General features: G+C 55.5%; 14 protein-coding genes. 6 read left to right on the forward strand and 8 right to left on the reverse strand.

Annotated features, from left to right (window positions below):
- The first annotated feature begins 82 nt into the window (after positions 1–82).
- The gene (locus tag DYY88_RS01740; RefSeq protein WP_052288126.1) at positions 83–3742 is read left to right on the forward strand and encodes an EAL domain-containing protein; all 3660 of its coding nucleotides are present in this window, start codon (positions 83–85) and stop codon (positions 3740–3742) included.
- On the opposite strand, the gene DYY88_RS01745 is transcribed toward DYY88_RS01740, so the two are convergent.
- The 3 genes from DYY88_RS01745 to DYY88_RS01755 all read right to left on the reverse strand — a co-directional run bounded on the left by DYY88_RS01745 (position 3739) and on the right by DYY88_RS01755 (position 5509).
- A complete protein-coding gene (locus DYY88_RS01745) occupies positions 3739–4299 on the reverse strand; it encodes an NUDIX hydrolase (protein WP_039724579.1) in 561 nt (186 codons plus the stop codon). The genes DYY88_RS01740 and DYY88_RS01745 overlap by 4 nt on opposite strands.
- A gap of 80 nt (positions 4300–4379) precedes the next feature.
- Complete coding sequence (gene folK / locus DYY88_RS01750; protein ID WP_044150318.1) at positions 4380–4901, reverse strand: 2-amino-4-hydroxy-6-hydroxymethyldihydropteridine diphosphokinase; 522 nt, start codon at positions 4899–4901, stop codon at positions 4380–4382.
- A gap of 164 nt (positions 4902–5065) precedes the next feature.
- Positions 5066–5509 carry a hypothetical protein gene (locus DYY88_RS01755; RefSeq protein ID WP_039724577.1) on the reverse strand — a complete coding sequence of 148 codons (444 nt, stop codon included), beginning with the start codon at positions 5507–5509 and terminating at the stop codon, positions 5066–5068.
- 140 nt (positions 5510–5649) lie between these two features.
- Between DYY88_RS01755 and pyrE the strand changes: the two genes are divergently transcribed.
- The 4 genes from pyrE (at position 5650) to metX (ending at position 10347) form a co-directional block, all read left to right on the forward strand.
- A complete protein-coding gene (gene pyrE / locus DYY88_RS01760) occupies positions 5650–6267 on the forward strand; it encodes an orotate phosphoribosyltransferase (protein ID WP_039724576.1) in 618 nt (205 codons plus the stop codon).
- Between the two features lie 202 nt (positions 6268–6469).
- Positions 6470–7375: an EamA family transporter gene (locus DYY88_RS01765; protein ID WP_039724574.1), complete on the forward strand. Its 906-nt coding sequence runs from the start codon at positions 6470–6472 to the stop codon at positions 7373–7375.
- A gap of 250 nt (positions 7376–7625) precedes the next feature.
- On the forward strand, positions 7626–8912 hold the full coding sequence (locus tag DYY88_RS01770) for an O-acetylhomoserine aminocarboxypropyltransferase/cysteine synthase family protein (RefSeq protein ID WP_039724573.1): 1287 nt from the start codon (positions 7626–7628) through the stop codon (positions 8910–8912).
- Between the two features lie 292 nt (positions 8913–9204).
- Positions 9205–10347 (forward strand): homoserine O-acetyltransferase MetX, encoded by a 1143-nt coding sequence (gene metX, locus DYY88_RS01775; protein WP_039724572.1) that lies wholly within the window; start codon positions 9205–9207, stop codon positions 10345–10347.
- 179 nt (positions 10348–10526) lie between these two features.
- Here metX and DYY88_RS01780 read toward each other — a convergent pair whose 3' ends face one another.
- Positions 10527–11174, reverse strand: a complete 648-nt coding sequence (locus DYY88_RS01780) for a hypothetical protein (RefSeq protein WP_039724571.1) — start codon at positions 11172–11174, stop codon at positions 10527–10529.
- A gap of 146 nt (positions 11175–11320) precedes the next feature.
- On the opposite strand from DYY88_RS01780, the gene DYY88_RS01785 reads away from it, so the two are divergent.
- The gene (locus DYY88_RS01785; RefSeq protein WP_039724570.1) at positions 11321–12832 is read left to right on the forward strand and encodes a UbiD family decarboxylase; all 1512 of its coding nucleotides are present in this window, start codon (positions 11321–11323) and stop codon (positions 12830–12832) included.
- 148 nt (positions 12833–12980) lie between these two features.
- Here the strand turns inward: DYY88_RS01785 and DYY88_RS01790 are convergent, their stop codons facing one another.
- The 4 genes from DYY88_RS01790 to rfbC form a co-directional block, all read right to left on the reverse strand.
- Positions 12981–14159, reverse strand: coding sequence for a citrate synthase (locus tag DYY88_RS01790; protein WP_039724928.1), 1179 nt, complete (start codon positions 14157–14159; stop codon positions 12981–12983).
- A 510-nt stretch (positions 14160–14669) separates the two neighbouring features.
- Entirely contained in the window at positions 14670–15752 is a 1083-nt protein-coding gene (locus tag DYY88_RS01795) for a glucose-1-phosphate thymidylyltransferase (RefSeq protein WP_242517563.1), read from the reverse strand.
- Positions 15753–15765: 13 nt separating this feature from the next.
- On the reverse strand, positions 15766–16653 hold the full coding sequence (gene rfbD, locus DYY88_RS01800) for a dTDP-4-dehydrorhamnose reductase (RefSeq protein ID WP_039724569.1): 888 nt from the start codon (positions 16651–16653) through the stop codon (positions 15766–15768).
- A complete protein-coding gene (gene rfbC, locus DYY88_RS01805) occupies positions 16650–17201 on the reverse strand; it encodes a dTDP-4-dehydrorhamnose 3,5-epimerase (RefSeq protein ID WP_039724568.1) in 552 nt (183 codons plus the stop codon). The genes rfbD and rfbC overlap by 4 nt, the downstream gene beginning before the upstream one ends.
- Between the last annotated feature and the right edge of the window lie 93 nt (positions 17202–17294).

Raw genomic sequence — 17294 nt, forward strand, 5'->3', positions numbered from 1 at the left:
GTTCCCAGGCGAACAACCCGTTTTCCTATCTTCGCCACTGCATTGACGTCACGCTAGCAGCATTGAATCGCTGCATGAGGATATGCCAGGCCAACCTTCATCTCTCGATCCAGTCGGCGATAACTGGAGCCAGATTTGTTTCGATCCGTCATCGGCCTTACTGCTGAATGCCATCAACCAGGCGGTCATTGCCACCGATGCGGAGGGTAATATTCGGTTTTGGAACCAGGCGGCGGAATCACTCTATGGATGGCCCCAAAGTGAAGTCTTAGGGCGGCCCATCTCGACGGTGACGCCAGCCTTGAATAAGCAGCAGCAATCTGCTGAGATTTTGGCCGATTTACGGCAGGGGAAAACATGGTCTGGGGAGTTTCAAGTTCGCGATCGCCACAATCGCGAGTTCACAGCCCTCGTCCACACTGCGCCAATACATGATGCGACCGGAAATTTGCTGGGCTTGATCGGCGTTTCCTCTGATATCAGTGAATTGAAAACCACCCAAGCCCAACTTGAACAGCAAACTCAACAAACAGCAGCTTTACACCGGGTCGTTGATGCCATTCATCAGTCCTTAGATCTCGACACGATTTTTTCGGTTTCGGCCTCTCATATTGCTGAACTGTTGAACGCCCAAGTGAGCATTGTGCAGTATTTGCCAGAGCGCCAATGTTGGATTCATCGCATTGTTTTCAATGCCGATCATGAGCCCGTCACCAAAACCCATGATGTGATTCCCGATCAAGATAATCCGTTCGCCGAACGGCTGAAGCGATTGGAGGTCGTGCAGGTCAACGATACGCGCACGATTCAAGATCCGGTAAACAGTCAGCTGGCTAAAACCGATCCCGGAGCCTGGCTATTAACCCCCATCAGCATTGGCGGAAAGATCTGGGGCAGTCTGACCCTCGGACGCTTGCATCAATATGTGGACTGGTCCGAAGAAGACATTCAACTCGCTCAAGGCGTGGCGGCTCAACTGGCGATCGCGATTGAGAAAGCCGAAACCTATCAGCAACTGCAGCAAGAACTGAGTCTGCGAGAGGCGAATGAAGAACGCCTCATACAATACGAACATATTGTCTCCGCAACGCAAGACGGTCTTGCCTTGTTGAACTGCAACTACGTCTACCGAGTGGTAAATCAAGTCTATTTAGACTGGAATCAAAAATCACGTCAGGACATTATTGGTCATTCAGTCGCCGATTTACTCGGACAAGAAACGTTTCAAGCCGTTATCAAGCCCCGGCTAGATGAATGCTTGCAGGGCAACGTCGTGCAATATAGCGATTGGTTTACTTTTCCGGAGGGTCGGCGGCGCTTTGTTCACCTCACTTATGCGCCCTTTGTGGATGATGACGGCGAAGTCCATGGAGTCGTCGCCACATCGCGAGACGTGACCGACCTACAGTTGGCCCAAGAGACTTTGCGCCGTCAAGCCCAGCAAGAGCGAGCGGTCAACGACATCATCAAACTCATGCGGCAGTCATTTGAGATTGAGTCGCTGTTCCCCCTGGTATTAGAAGACGTCTGCAGATTGCTAGCAGCGGATCATGGCGCGATCGCCCGCTACGAAATGGCATCCCAAAGCTGGCAACACATTGCAGAATATCGAGCGAATGAGATGGCTCCATCCTGTTTGGATTTATGGATACCGGATGCCGAAAATCCTCTATCGGCGGCCCTGACACAGGGGGAAGTGATTTGTGTAGACGATAGCAAGACCCTCGTTGACCCATTACATCGCCAATTGGCGAAACAATTTCCCGGGGCCTGGCTGATTGTTCCCCTGCGGGTTAGCCAACGCATCTGGGGCAACCTAACGCTGAGAAAAGTGCGCCCGACTTGGGCGCCCGAGGCTGTGGCACTGAGTTCACGCATTGCCGATCAACTCGCGATCGCCATTCACCAATCAGAGCTATTTCACTCAGCCCAAGCCGAATTGCAAAAACGTCAGGCCACCGAACAGGCGTTGCGCGATCAGCAATCCTTTTTCACCTCGCTGTATGAGCAAGCCACCCTGGGCATTGCGTTTTGTCAGTCTGATGGGCAAATCGTGCAGGCCAATGCCAAGTATTGCGCGCTGACTGGCTATAGCGAACGCGAGCTGCAATTAATGTCGTTGAGCCAACTCGTGCACCCTGATGACCAAAATTTGCATCAGGAATTGTTGTCGCAAATCAACCGCTCTGAAAAGTCCGCTTTCACCATTGATGAGCGCTACGTGGGCCGCGATCAGTCCGTGCTCTGGGTCAATTTGACCGCCTCAGTGATTCGAGATGAGCAGGGTAACTTTGAGGTGCTCGCCGCCATCATTCAAGACATTAGCGATCGCAAGCAACTCGAAGCCGAACGGCAGCAAGCCGAAACCCAACTGCGCCACAACGCTTTGCACGATGCCCTGACCCAACTGCCCAACCGCAATCTGCTAATGACTCAGCTTGAGCGGGCTTTAGAACGGGTCAAGCGCCCCCCCCATCAAGAATTTGCGGTGCTGTTTCTCGATTTAGATCGATTTAAGTTAGTCAATGATTCACTCGGGCATATGGTCGGCGACCAACTGCTGACCCTGGTGGCCCAAGCGCTCGGTCACATGGTGCGCCCGGGGGACTTAGTAGCTCGCTTGGGGGGAGATGAGTTTGTCATTTTGCTAGACATGGTCAGTGACACCGCCGAAGTCTTGACGGTGGCCAACCGCCTGTTAGACAGGCTACGACAGCCGTTTGCCATCGCCCAGCGAGAAGTTTTGGTCACCGCCAGTATTGGCATTGTGATGGGCTCATTGGCGTATCGCAGCGCTATGGAGCTGTTGCGCGATGCGGATATTGCGATGTATCGCGCCAAAGCGAATGGCAAAAACAGTTACGCCATGTTTGATCCGATCTTGCATGCGCAGGTGACCGACCAGCTGCAACTCGAGCAAGACCTGCGACGAGCGATCGCCACTCAGCAGTTAGAGCTGCATTATCAACCCATTGTGAATCTCCACAATGGCGACATCTATGGCGTCGAAGCCTTATGCCGTTGGCGGCATCCCAAGCGCGGCCTGATTTCCCCCAGCGAGTTTATTCCTATCGCCGAAGAGACGGGACTCATTGTCGAGATTGACCAGTGGGCCATTACCACCGCGTGCCATCAGGTCAAGCAGTGGCAACAGCGCTATGCCCCCGCCCAAGCGCTGAAGGTCAGCGTGAATCTGTCGGCGCAAGATTTGCAAATGCCGAATTTGGTGGAACACATTCGGCAAGCGCTAGAGGTGTCTGGATTGGCTGGCGAGTATCTCGTCTTAGAAATCACCGAAAGCCTCTTAGTGGGCGACTCGCCTCAGCTCCTACAACTCGTAGCTCAGATTCAGCAACTGACGGTGCAACTGGCGATCGATGATTTTGGGACGGGCTATTCATCGCTGAGTTATTTACACCGCTTTCCCCTCAGTGCCCTGAAGATCGATCAGGCTTTTACCTCGAACCTGCAGTTAGCCGAGGTGAATCAAGAAATTGTGGAAACGATTGTGACGCTAGGCGATCGCTTAGGCATGATTGCGATCGCTGAAGGGGGTGAAACCTTAGAGCAACTGCAACATTTGCGCCAGGTCGGCTGTGACTATAGTCAGGGGTTTTACTTCAGCCGTCCTTTGCCAATCGCCGAAATCGAACCCCTATTGAACACGCCCCACCCCTTTCGGCATCAGGTGCCCGCATCCTTATCCCCATCCCTGAGGGAATCAACGGACCCAACTGCCTAGCTAGATGATTCAGCCAGTAAGCCTTTCGCCAGCATGTAACTGGCAATGGATTTCGCATCCACGCCTTCACCATTGGCCACGGCCTGCGCAAACTCAGCCGGCGTGAGATGAACCACCTCAATGTCTTCGTCCACATCACCCGCAGGGGGCTGGTCAATTTTTTCTAGATCGGTGGCCAAAAAGGCATAGATAAACTCATCGGAATAGCCCGGTGCCAGCGGAAAGTTACCCAAAGATTGCCAGGTATTGGCGCTATAGCCAACTTCTTCCTGAATTTCTCGTTGAATGGTTTGCAGGGGCGTTTCATCCATTTCGACGGTCCCAGCAGGAAATTCGAGCAGGCGACCCTGCACCGCAAAGCGATACTGCCGCACCAGTACCAACTTGCCCTCTGCCGTCACGGGAATCGCCAATGCTCCGCCCGGATGTCGAATGCATTCCCATTCGCCTTCGGCCTTGTTGGGCAAACGCAAGCTGTTAACTTCAAAATTAAACTTGCGGCCCTTGATCAAAATACGCTGTTTGAGCAGTTGGGGCGGTTCGTTACCGAGTGGCATAAACGTTGGCAGCAATAAACAAAATGAACGCGCCGCCGACAAAACTGACCAGGCCAGCGGGCGTTGTGAGGAATAGACTATCACAGTCCTCTAGAGGAGGGCGGGACACACACGCAGACATCAGGGAGGCGGTGAATGTCGTCGGTCGACAGGGTGGCGCAAATCTCGGCCACTGTTTGCCCCGTTGCGGGATGCGGCCAGTCGGGCGCAATTTCAGCTAGGGGCACCATCACAAAGGCCCGTTCCCACATGCGGGGATGGGGCAATTCTAGCCGCGAGGTTTGGCATTGCTGACTTTCGACCAGCAGCAAGTCCAGATCTAACAAGCGCGCGCCCCAACGCTCTCGCCGCACCCGCCCAAATTGCGCTTCGATCGCTAATAACAATTGCAGCAGCGCCTCAGGTGGCAGGGTCGTCGCCAGCAGCGCACAGGCATTGAAATAATCTGGCTGAGGGGGGCCAACCGGGGCGGTTTGATAAATGCTGGAACAGCGGGTCACCGAGACATTGGGATGACGATCTAGCGCTGCGATCGCCCCTTGCAAAATCGCTAAGGAATCCCCGAGGTTGCTGCCGAGGGCGATCGCAGAGTTGACGGTCATGGGCAACGATTCTGGCAAAACAAATCCTTTTCCAAAGGCTTAGCGACGCCAACTAGGATGATCGGTCAATGACCATTTGGCAATCTCACCTCATTGATGGGCCAGGTGTGCAAGCCAGATTTGGGCACAGCAGCTGAAGTCAGGGCTGCCCCCAATATCGTTATTTATTCAAAAACAAACTCACTGCCAGAAATTGCCCCTTCTGTCATCGTGGGCAAAAACTGCACCGACGTATTGTAAGGATTCATCAGGTCGGGGACGCGCAGCGTGGGGTCAGACTGCGTTTGTAGCTCCAGCAAATAATTGTAAGCGTTAAACACGTCATAGCCGTCCTGCATGATGTTCTGTTCGGGAAAGCCACCGACGCCAAACATCGTGCTCAACTGCCCACCCAAGGAACGACGCTGATTAAAGGATGGCGAATTATTGAAGAAAATTTCATTCGCCGCTTCCGGAACATAGGCTGAGTTCGTCGTGGGAGGCTCGTCAGCTTTGGCCACAGAGGTGATTGCCACTGCCGATACCGCAGCTACAGTCACAGTTAACATTCGGACGATAAAGTTGGCCATGTCGCTTTCCTCACTCCAGTAAATCGGCAGCGGCAGCATTCGACAAAGTTGGGCTGCGCTTGATGAGCATTTGGCGGCGTAAACTATGTTGAGCTTTGATCTCACTAGATACGCCTGTACGCACGTCATTTATAGCGCAGCCTGCTAGAAACGGCGCATTTTTTATTGATTTTGAATCCATGACTTTGAGCAATCACCCTTCGACTCTGGCCCTGACGACGTTGCCGCTGCCTGAGGTGCGCGATCGCCTACTCGATCTCTTTTGCGAGGTAGCTTATCAAGAAGGCGACTTCACCCTATCTTCGGGGCAAAAAAGCACGTACTACATCAATGGCAAGCAGGTCACGCTGCATCCCGCTGGCGGGGTCATGATGGGGCGGTTGTTGCTCGATCGCATTCCCCCTGAGGTGACGGCAGTGGCGGGGCTCACCCTGGGGGCCGACCCAATGGTCAGCGGCGTCAGCATCGTTGGCGCTTATAGCGATCGCCCCATTACCCCGCTCATTGTGCGTAAAGAAGCTAAAGGTCACGGGACTCAAGCCTATATCGAAGGACCAACCCTACCCGCTGGCGCGTCCGTCATTGTGCTGGAAGATGTGGTGACGACGGGACAATCGGCGTGGAAGGCGGTGGAACGGCTGCGGGGCGCTGGCTACACCGTCGATACTGTGCTGGCTCTGGTGGATCGCCAACAGGGTGGGCGGGAGTTTTATGAATCCAAGGGGCTGAAGTTTGAGGCGCTATTTGCGATCGCTGACCTGAAAGCCCACTATGCTAAACGGCAACCGTCGGCCTAATCAGACTGCGGCTCAACGGGCGATCGCGGCGCAAAGGTTCAGTCAGTGTGAAGTAACGCCGACTTCGGGAGTGGGTGTGGCAGCATGGGGAGCGATCGAAATGATCGCAACGAAATGAAGATCGATTCAGGACAGAGGTGTAAGTTCTGAGGGCGATCGCCATTTCCTTGCAACCGATTGTTGAGGGTTCTGAGGGCTGCGCATGAGTGTTGTCCACACGCTACTAGCGATTTTGGCGGCGTCGCTTTGGGGCTTTACCTTTGTCGCGATCAAGGTCGGACTGGGAGAATTTCCGCCCCTGCTGTTTGCTGCATTGCGCTTTGTCGTGGTGGCGTTTCCCGCCATTTTCTTTGTGCCGCGCACGGGCATCCCCTGGCGGTGGATTGTGGCCGTCGGACTCGCAATGGGCGCGTTTCAATACGGCTTTTTGTATGTCGGCATGGAAAATGGCATGCCCGCCAGCCTGTCGTCATTGGTCATTCAGTCCCAGGCGCTGTTTACCCTGGTGTTTTCGACCTGGGTGTTGCAGGATGTGCCGCGTCGCCAGCAATGGTTGGGGGTGGGGCTAGCGCTGGCAGGCATGGGGGCGATCGCCGTTGCTCGCAGCGGCCACGGGTCTTCCCTCGGCTTGCTCCTGGTGATTGGGGCAGCGGCGTCATGGGCCGTCGGCAATATCTGCATCAAACTCGCAAAAGTGAGCAATGGCTTTCGGCTCTTTGTGTGGATGGCGGTGGTGCCGCCCTTGCCGCTGCTGGGGCTGTCGCTGCGGTTTGAGACAGGGCAGTGGACAGCGTTGCGATCGCTCACGCCCCTCGGCATCGGGGCCATTTTGTATACGGGCTTAATTGCCTCGCTGCTGTGCTTTGGCTTTTGGGCTTACCTCGTCCAGCATTATTCACCCAATCGGGTCGCGCCCTTTTCCCTGCTGGTGCCGATTTTTGGCATGGCGTTTTCGGTATCCCTGCTGGGCGACAGCCTCAGCCGCTGGGAAATCATGGGTTCCCTACTCGTCTTCCTGGGCCTCTGCTGCACGATCATGACCCCGCCCCACGTCCCCAAGCTGACGGAGGCGATCGCCGAAGAATCCCCTCAGCTACCTGATCCGTAAGTTGGCAGGCGGCTGGCATCCATGGCTGGATTGCCCCTCGGCCCCGGTTAGGAATGGAAATTGATTCAGTGTGGACAGCCGTCTTGGCGGTTCAAGCGCCGGCAAGATGCGCTTTGCCGAGGGGGACAACCGAGCTGCTTTAACCGCGCCCTCGGTCTCAAGAATGCTTAAGGATCGGCGAGTAATTGCCCAGTCACCGAAGGAATCAAGATAAGATCCCTGGGCAAATCTTATTTGGAGATTCGGGTCGATGAACGCACAATATGGCCTTGGCACCCAATGTCTGCACGCAGGCCAGGAACCTGACCCCACGACCTTGGCCCGGGCGGTTCCCGTATATCGCACCAGCTCTTATGTCTTCAAGGATACAGAGCACGCCGCCAATCTGTTTGGCCTCAAGGAACTGGGCAACATCTATACGCGGTTGATGAACCCGACCCACGACGTGTTAGAAAAGCGGGTGGCGGCGTTGGAAGGGGGAGTCGCTGCCCTGGCTTTGGCATCCGGCACCAGTGCCATTTTCTACAGCATTATCAACATTTGCCAGGCGGGGGATGAGATTGTCTCTGCGAATACCCTGTACGGCGGCACCTACACCATGTTTAAGGACATTTTGCCGACCTTGGGCATTAAGGTGAATTTCGTCGATCCTCGGAATCCAGAGAACTTTCGCTCGGCAATTAATGACAAATGCAAGCTGGTGTTTTGCGAGACGGTGAGCAATCCGGGGCTAGAAGTGTCTGACCTGGAGGCGATCGCGGCGATCGCCCATGAGCAAGGCCTGCCCCTGGTGGTGGATAGCACCTTCACCACCCCTTATCTGATCCGCCCCCTAGAACATGGTGCCGATATTGTGGTGCACTCGTTGACGAAATGGCTCGGCGGCCACGGGGCCGGCATTGGGGGCATCGTTGTGGACTCCGGCAAATTTGACTGGACTTCGGGCAAGTTTCCCCTCATGAGCGAACCCGATGCCAGCTATCATGGGCTGCGTTTTGCCCACGATTTGGGGCCGCTGGCACCGCTGGCCTACATTCTCCGGATGCGGCTGGTGCCCTTGCGCAATCTGGGGGCCTGCATTGCTCCAGACAATGCCTGGATGTTTTTACAGGGCATTGAAACGCTGCATTTGCGGATGCAACGCCATTGTGAAAATGCCATGGCGGTGGCTGAATTTTTAACCCAGCATCCCAAGGTGGAGTGGGTGCGGTACCCCGGTTTAGAAACGGATAAAGCCCATGAAGTCGCCAAACGCTATCTGAAAAAAGGCTTTGGGGCAATGGTGGTCTTTGGCATTACCGGCGGGGCCGACGCGGGTAAAACCTTCATTGAAAAGTTAAACCTCTTTTCGCACCTGGCCAATGTGGGTGATGCCAAGAGTTTGGCCATTCATCCCGCCAGCACCACCCACTCCCAACTCTCAGAAGCCGATCTCACCAGCTCCGGCATTTCGCCTGAGCTGGTGCGCTTAGCCATTGGCATTGAGGATGTTGACGATATCATTGATGACTTAAAGCAGGCCCTGGCGCAGGTTTAAAGGGGCGATCGCGGCCGCGATCGGAGTCCCCAGTAACTCCGGATGTCGCTGTCAAGGAAGCTCCTGGGAGATGGAGGGCGATCGCCCTGTATCTGTTTAGTGTCAGGTTGCGACTGCTCCCCCTTACATCCCCCTCAATCACCCTTTGGCAAGGGGACTCCGAGCCGGGATATTCTGAGCCCCCTTGCTAAGGGGGCAGCGACAGCGGGGGATCGCAAGCCTCGCTAAACAGATACATCGCCCTCCATCGTTTTCATCATTGCCAGCTGCCGACCACGAGCGATATCGCCCCATGACCATTGGTTCCGTTACCACTCAGTTCTTTCATCTCAACGAACCTTTTACCTTAGAGTCGGGGGAATCCCTCGCAACCCTGACGTTAGCCTACGAGACCTATGGCCTGCTCAATGCGGACGCTAGCAATGCCATTTTGGTGTTTCATGCCTTAACCGGCAGTCAACACGCGGCGGGCGTCAACTTAGCCGTGCCCGGCGTGGCTCCCCTGTGGACGGATGAATGTGTCACCGGCTGGTGGGATGAGTTTATTGGACCGGGTAAAGCGCTCGATACCGACCTGTATTGCGTCATCTGCGTCAACTATCTGGGCAGTTGTTACGGCTCGACGGGGCCACGCTCCATCAATCCGCAAACGGGGAAATCCTACGGCAGCCAGTTCCCCAAAATTAGTGCCGCCGATATTGTCCGCAGTCAGATCTTGCTGCTAGAGCATTTGGGCATTCACTGCTTGCACGCCGCTGTGGGCGGGTCTCTGGGCGGCATGTTGGCGATTCTCCTAGCCACCCGATTTCCCGATCGCGTCAAACGGATCATTCCCCTAGCCTCAGGATTTCAAACCACGGTAATTCAACGGGTGCAGAACTTTGAGCAAATCGTCGCCATTTGCAACGATCCAGATTTTAACAACGGCGATTACTACGATGGCCCCCACCCCAAAGCGGGCATCATCCTCGCTCGGATGATCTCCCATAAAACGTTCGTTTCTCTAGACGTGTTGGAAAAGCGGGCGAAACAAGAGGTGCTGCATCCAGACGAGACGGGCCAACAGTACGAACTCTCGACCCCCATTGAGTCTTACATGTTCTACCAGGGCAAAAAGTTTGCCGAGCGCTTTGATGCCAATAGCTACCTGCGGATTATGGACGTTTGGCGGAGCTACAGCCTGGAAGCAGTAACGCCGAAAATTTTTCAGGGCTGCGAACACCAACAATATTTGGTTTTCAGCATTGACTCGGATGTGTGCTTTTATCCGGAAGAACAGTTTGCGATCGTCAAAGCGCTAGAGGCGGCAGAGGTGCCCGTGAAGTACATTACAGTGCACTCGAACAAGGGGCATGACTCGTTTTTATTAGAACCAGAACTGTACTCACCCTACATTCGCTTTGCGCTGACCGACGGCTGTTTTCAACCGGCTTAGGCAACGTCGGGCATTTATCCAGGGCGTGACCAAGAACGGTAAGCCGAAACCCACCTGCTTTGCATTTTTTAGATGCCAGGGACAACTCGTTGGATAGGCGTCCTAGCCTGTCCAACCACGCCTGAAATTGAGTCAACTGTGCAAATTAAAGGGCTAACAGCTTATCCTGTCGGCTCCTCTCACTGCGTTTCCGCATTGTTAGCGGAGGCAGACGGGGCCGTACGATCATTCGCGGCAGGTTGCGAATTGCCGGTTGCGTCTGGGCTATCCTCGGCTGAGGGATTAGCGACGTTGGTGACGGGGGCGATCGCCTCCCGCATCTCATACCAATTCAAATTACCGTCCGGGTCAACCTGCACCACCACCGTCGTAATCTGCTCAGCGTCCAGCACGACACCGCCCACCACCTCACACTCAAATTCCGCCCCCGGCTGATTGAGTCGATACAGCGCCCCACAGTCGATATTGGCCCGCTTGGCAAACGCCTGGGCAAAGTCCTGCTGAATTTGGTCTTCCACCTTCGCCAGGTTCAAAATTACTGCCGAACTGGGCACATCCCACTCGATGCTGCCCTGGGCATCTTGCTGCACCACATTGATGGTGAACTCGCCCTCGGGGCGTAGATAACCCACGCAACGAAAGTAGGCGCCCGCCTGTTTGGGGATGTTGGTCGGACAGCGCACTTCCGCCAGTGAGAGCCGTCGACTCTGGCTCTCAATTTCCGCCTCAATTTCTTGCTGAATGGCGATCGTGTCGAGACGGTTAAAACATCCGGTCAGCGCCAGACCACCGCCCAGTAACACGATGCCGCGCATCATCGATCGCATCTATCTTTATCTGCCCGACAAGGTAATTTTCTCTCACTATACGGAGTCCTTGGCGGAATGAAGTAAAGATCCCGTTAACGGTTTTCCGGGAGCCGCTGCCGATTTCCCCCATAATGAAACCAGGACGGCTTTACATTTCTTTAATCATGGCAAAAGACCTGCAAGCGTTTTTGAAGCGGCTGGAAGAGCGCGGCCAACTGCGGCGCATCACGGCTCCCGTCGATCCGGATTTAGAAATCGCGGAAATCGCCAATCGCCTGCTGCTATCGGGCGGACCAGCCCTGCTGTTTGAAAACGTCAAAGGCGCGTCGATGCCGTTGGCGATTAACGTGCTGGGCACGCTGGAGCGCGTGTGCTGGAGCTTTGGGCTAGAGTCGCCGCAGGAATTGGAGGCGATCGGCGACAAGCTCGCCCTGCTATATCAGCCCCGTCCACCTAAGAAATTTTCCCAAGCGGTGGAAATGGGGAAAGCCCTGTTCGACGTGGTCAAAGCCAAGCCCGATCGCGATCTGTTTCCCCCGTGCCATCAAGTGGTGTTGAAAGGGGACGAGGTCGATCTCAACCAACTGCCGCTACTCCGCGTCTACAGCGGCGATGCGGGTAAGGTCATCACCCTCGGCCTCATGGTGACCAAAGACCCCGAGAGCAAAATCCCCAACGTGGGCGTCTATCGTCTGCAAATGCAGTCCAAAAATACGGCCACGGTGCAGTGGCTCTCGGTGCGTGGCCCCAGCCGCCATTTACGCAAGGCGGCAGAGCGCGGCGAAAAATTGGAAGTCGCCGTGGCCCTGGGCGTTGATCCGCTGTTGATTCTCGCCGCCGCCACGCCGCTGCCTATTGACCTGTCCGAGTGGCTCTTTGCGGGCCTCTACAGCGGTCAGGGAGTGAATCTGGCGAAGTGCAAAACCGTCGATCTCGAAGTCCCCGCCCTGTCGGAAATCGTGCTGGAAGGCACCATCACCCCCGGCGAAACGGACGTGGATGGTCCGGCGGGCGACCATATCGGCTACTACGGCCCCCAACGCGACAATGCGCCCCTGCTGCGCTTCCACTGTATGACCCAACGCAAACAGCCGATTTACATGACGGCGTTTAGCGGTCGCCCCCCCAAAGAAGACGCCATGATGGCCCTGGCGCTAAACCGCATTTACACGCCCATTTTGCGGATGCAGGTGCCGGAAATTATCGATTTTTTCTTGCCGATGGAAGGACTGAGCTATAAGGCTGCGGTCCTGTCGATTGACAAAAGCTATCCCGGGCAGGCGCGGCGAGCTGCTTTCGCCTTCTGGACGGCGCTGCCCCAGTTCACTTACACGAAGTTTGTCATCGTGGTGGATAAGTCGATCAATATTCGCGATCCGCGTCAGGTGATGTGGGCAGTCACGTCGAAGGTTGACCCGGCACGGGATGTGTTCATCCTGCCGGACAATCCCTTCGATAGTCTGGACTTTGCCACCGAGAAACCGGGTTTGGGCAGCCGCATGGGCATTGATGCGACGACCAAGGTGTACCCCGAAACCGATCGCCCCTGGAGTGACGAACTGGTTCCCGATCCGGACACCGCCGCCCTGGTCGATCGCCGCTGGGCCGAGTATGGACTCGCTGACCTGAACTTGCAGGATGTCGATCCCAATTTGTTTGGCTATGACATTCGGTAGTCGGCCTGGACTCGGCGTTTCCAGCTCTCTCCCAGCCCTTAAAAAACAAAAATCCCTCCACGTCTGTGAAGGGATCGGAGTTCCTGAAAATCGTCACTGGATTTAATATGCGTCCTTCACCCCAAAGTGACCAGGGGGGAGGCACCCCTTAGGGGCGTTTACCATTCGTCACATCGCGGTCCCAGATTTGCGGCCGCTCGTGCAGCGCCACATATTTCTGGTCATGGCTCCCGGTGTAAATCTGCGTCGGCCGGAAAATGCGGTTTTCGCGGATTTGCTCTTTCCAATGAGCCAGCCAACCCGCCACTCGTGCGATCGCAAACACCGGCGTAAACAGATCGGTGGGAATGCCCAAACGGCGATAGACCAACCCAGAATAAAAGTCCACGTTGGGATAGACCCCTTTGGCCCCCAAGCGCTCAGTGACGACCTGCTCTAGCTCTAGGGCAATTTCGTAATATTCATCGGTGCCAAATTTTTCAAAGAGCTGCTCGGCCAGCTTTTGCAAAATGTTGGCGCGGGGGTCTTTGACCTTATAAACCCGATGGCCGAACCCCATGATCCGGCGTTTTTCTTTAATGCACTGGTCAATATAGGGGCGCACATTTTCCACACTGCCGATCGCTTCCAGCATGTCGATCACTTCCTCATTGGCCCCACCGTGCAACGGCCCCGCCAGCGTCCCCACCGCCGACGCCACCACCGCATAGGGATCCGTCAGGGTGGAAGCCGTCACCATCGCCGAAAAAGTCGACGCATTAATCGTGTGCTCGGCGTGTAGGGTCAGGCAGATATCAAAAATCCGGGCAGCCAATGGATCGGGCTCTTGCTCATTCAGCATGTAGAGAAAGTTGGCCGCATAATCCAGGTCATCGCGAGGCTGTACCGGGTCATTGCCCTTACGCATGAGCTGAAAGGCCGCCACCATCGTGGGGATTTTGGCCATCAGCCGCACCACCGCATTTTGGATGTACAGCGGATCATTTAACGCCCGCTTGGAATAGAACAAACCCAGCGCGGCGGCACACGCCTGCAGTGCATCCATCGGGTGCCCCCCTTCGGGAAAGCACTTCATCATGTCGCGGATGCGGTATTTGAGTCGCCGATGATGACGAATGCCATGCTCAAACTCTTCGAGTTCAGTCTTGGTGGGCAACCCGCCCCAGATCAGCAGATAAGACGTTTCTAAAAACGTGCTGTGTTGGGCCAAATCCTCAATGCGGATGCCGCGATACTCCAAAATGCCTTGCTGGCCATCGACATGGCTAATCGACGATTGAGTTGCTGGAATCCCCTCCAGACCGGGTTTGTAGTCACAAACTGTCATCGTTGCATCGCTCCCATACATTGACTGACGGCGTCAGTTGCCCAATCGCCGTCGCCTGTCAACTTTACAACCCTCACGACGTTTAGATTGGGGCAGCGATCGGAGTCGAATCTGGCGCTATGGCTTTGGACAAGTTGCGCTTCGAGCCTTACCCATACCAGCATTGGGGCCGATTAATCTGTCTCGTCGACAACCGCTGACCAGACAAAAATGGGCCACGAGTCTGGGTAGAACTTTAACGTCTCCCTATTATGCGGCGTGGCGCTACGGAAAAACAGCCATTCGCGATCGCCCTGCGTCTCTTCGATAGCAGAGGGGTGAAAGGTTCCAGGTGTACGGTACACGGAATGCTTTTGCCATCAGCAATTCGGCAACTGAACGGGATCTAATCTGATTGCGGTTCGCTATAGATAAGGCAAATTCCCGCGATCGCCTTAAAGCAGTTGCCGGATGGGGTCCGCTTCCGACTATCCAGGCATCCGCCACTTCGCGCAGACAGCACAGCTCGGCTTAAATGAGCTCAATCACGCAATCGTCACCCACCATAAAGCGCGACGCCTTGGGCCGTTTGGGACTATGAACGAGGCGAGCCCGTCGACCGATGAGACTATCGACGATGCGCTGATGCAGTTCTTTGATGACCGCGCCTTCGAGCACAACGCTGTGGTCCATTTCTACATCGAGCATGGTGACACCGTTGGCAATGCTGCTATAGGAGCCGATAAAGCAATTCTCGATGCGGCAATTGTCGCCGATCACCACCGGCCCGCGAATGGTTGAGTTCACCACAGTAGTCCCTTTGCCAATGCGCACCCGACCGCTAATCTGCGTCGCGTCATCGACGGTGCCCGCAATGTGGTGTCCGAGGGTTTCATCCAAAATAATTTGATTCGCGGCTAGGAGATCATCTTTTTTGCCCGTATCAAGCCACCAGCCCTGCAAGGTCTCGGCGGTGACGTTGCCGCCCGTATCCACTAACGCTTGAATCGCGTCGGTAATTTCCAGTTCCCCTCGGGGTGAGGGCTGGAGCTGAGCAATCACCTGGTGGATCTGGGGAGAAAACAGATAGACCCCCACCAAAGCCAAGTCAGAGGGTGGCTCTTTTGGTTTTTCGACCAGGCGAGTGACGCGGCCTTCAGGGTTCAATACCGCAACGCCAAAAGCGGTGGGATTGGGCACCTGCTTCAGCATGATCAGGGCGTCGAGCGATCGCTCCACAAACTCGCTGACAAACCCCGACAGCGCATCCCGAATCAGGTTGTCGCCGAGGTACATCAAAAACGGTGACTCGCCAAGGAAGGGTTGGGCAATTTTCACCGCATGGGCCAGACCATCGGGGCTGTCTTGCAAAATGTAGGTGATCTTGGCCCCAAACTGAGCGCCATCGCCCGTGGTCGCCCGAATGTCGTCGCCCGTTTCAGGACTGATGACGATGCCAATGTCGGTGATGCCTGCCGCGACAATTTGCTCAATGCCGTACCAGAGAATCGGTTTATTCACCACGGGTACCAGCTGCTTGGCGCCCGTGTAAGTGAGGGGACGCAGTCGGGTACCACGACCGCCGGATAACATGAGTGCTTTCATCTGCGTCATGGGTGACCTCTGGCTAGCTTTGAGATTGAGCCGAGAGCAATTCTGGCAGCATTTTGCGGAGGCTGACGCGCCAGTGCGGCGGCGTTTGGTTGAGCAGGGCATCGAGTTTTTCTGAGCCCATTACTGAGTAGGCAGGGCGCTGAGCGGGGAGCGGATACTGATCGGTCGTAATGGGCAAGACCGTTTTCAGCGCGAGGGGATAGCCCAGGGCGGCCGCTTCTTCAAAAATGGCGATCGCAAAGTCGTACCAACTGACGGCTCCACTATTGGTGAAATGGTACGTCCCAAAAGTCTCAGGGGTGAGATGCGGAATGAGCTGGGCGATCGCCTGGGCGATGTCATAGCTCCAGGTGGGGGTACCGACTTGGTCATACACGACTTTTAGCGTGTCGCGCTCGGCCCCGAGGCGCAGCATAGTTTTCACAAAGTTGCCCTGACCCTTCGCGCCATATACCCAAGCGGTCCGCAGAATGACGTGGCGATCGCAGGCCGCTTTGACGGCCAATTCCCCCGCGAGCTTGGATTGCCCATATACCCCTAGCGGCTGCGTCGGACTGTCGGGGCGATAGGGCTGGTTTTGCTGACCGTCAAAGACGTAATCCGTCGAAATGTGGATCAGCGTGGCGCCACACGCGGCGGCGGCTTGGGCCAATTTGCCCGGTGCTTCACCGTTAATTGTGTGCGCCAGTTCCGGTTCCTGCTCGGCTTTATCCACAGCAGTGTAGGCGGCAGCGTTCACAATCACATCCGGTTGCTGCGCGATTACCTTGGTTTCGATGGTGTCTAATTGAGCCAGATCTAACTCGTCACGACTCCAAGCGGTGACGGTGCCTAGCGTCGGCAGCGTCAGCAGCAGTTCTTGGCCGACTTGGCCGCGACTTCCCAACAGCAAAATTTTCATGCGTCAAACACCTCCGCATCAGCCAAGCGATCGCCCCCTTGATCTTTGGCCGACAACACCGGATGCGGATCGCGCAAGGGCCAATCAATAGCGATATCAGGGTCATTCCACAAAATGGAGCGCTCGTGCTGGGGCGCATAGTAGTCCGTTGTTTTGTACAGCACGTCGGCACTGTCAGACATGACGTAAAAGCCGTGGGCAAAGCCTTCGGGCACCCATAGCTGTCGATGGTTGTCAGCCGAGAGGACCTCACCCACCCACTGACCAAAGGTGGGAGAATGGCGGCGAATATCCACCGCGACATCAAAGATTTCGCCCGCGACCACCCGCATGAGCTTGCCCTGAGTCTGCTGAATCTGATAGTGCAGCCCCCGCAGAATGCCGCCCTTTGAACGGGAGTGATTGTCTTGCACAAACATCCGGTCTAGGCCCGTTTTCTCGGCAAAAGTTTGGTGATTGAAGCTCTCTAAAAAGAAGCCTCGGTGATCGCCATAAACCTGGGGCTCTAGCAACAACACCTCAGGAATCGCGGTGGGAATAACTTTCATGCGAACTCAAGAATTAGCAGTCTGGAATCGCTGCGAAATTACGACTTGGGAGATGCGAAATTTCACGCTCTGGAGCGCGATCGCTACCGCAGA

This window comes from Leptolyngbya iicbica LK (genome assembly GCF_004212215.1).
Taxonomy (GTDB): Bacteria; Cyanobacteriota; Cyanobacteriia; order Phormidesmidales; family Phormidesmidaceae; genus Halomicronema; species Halomicronema iicbica.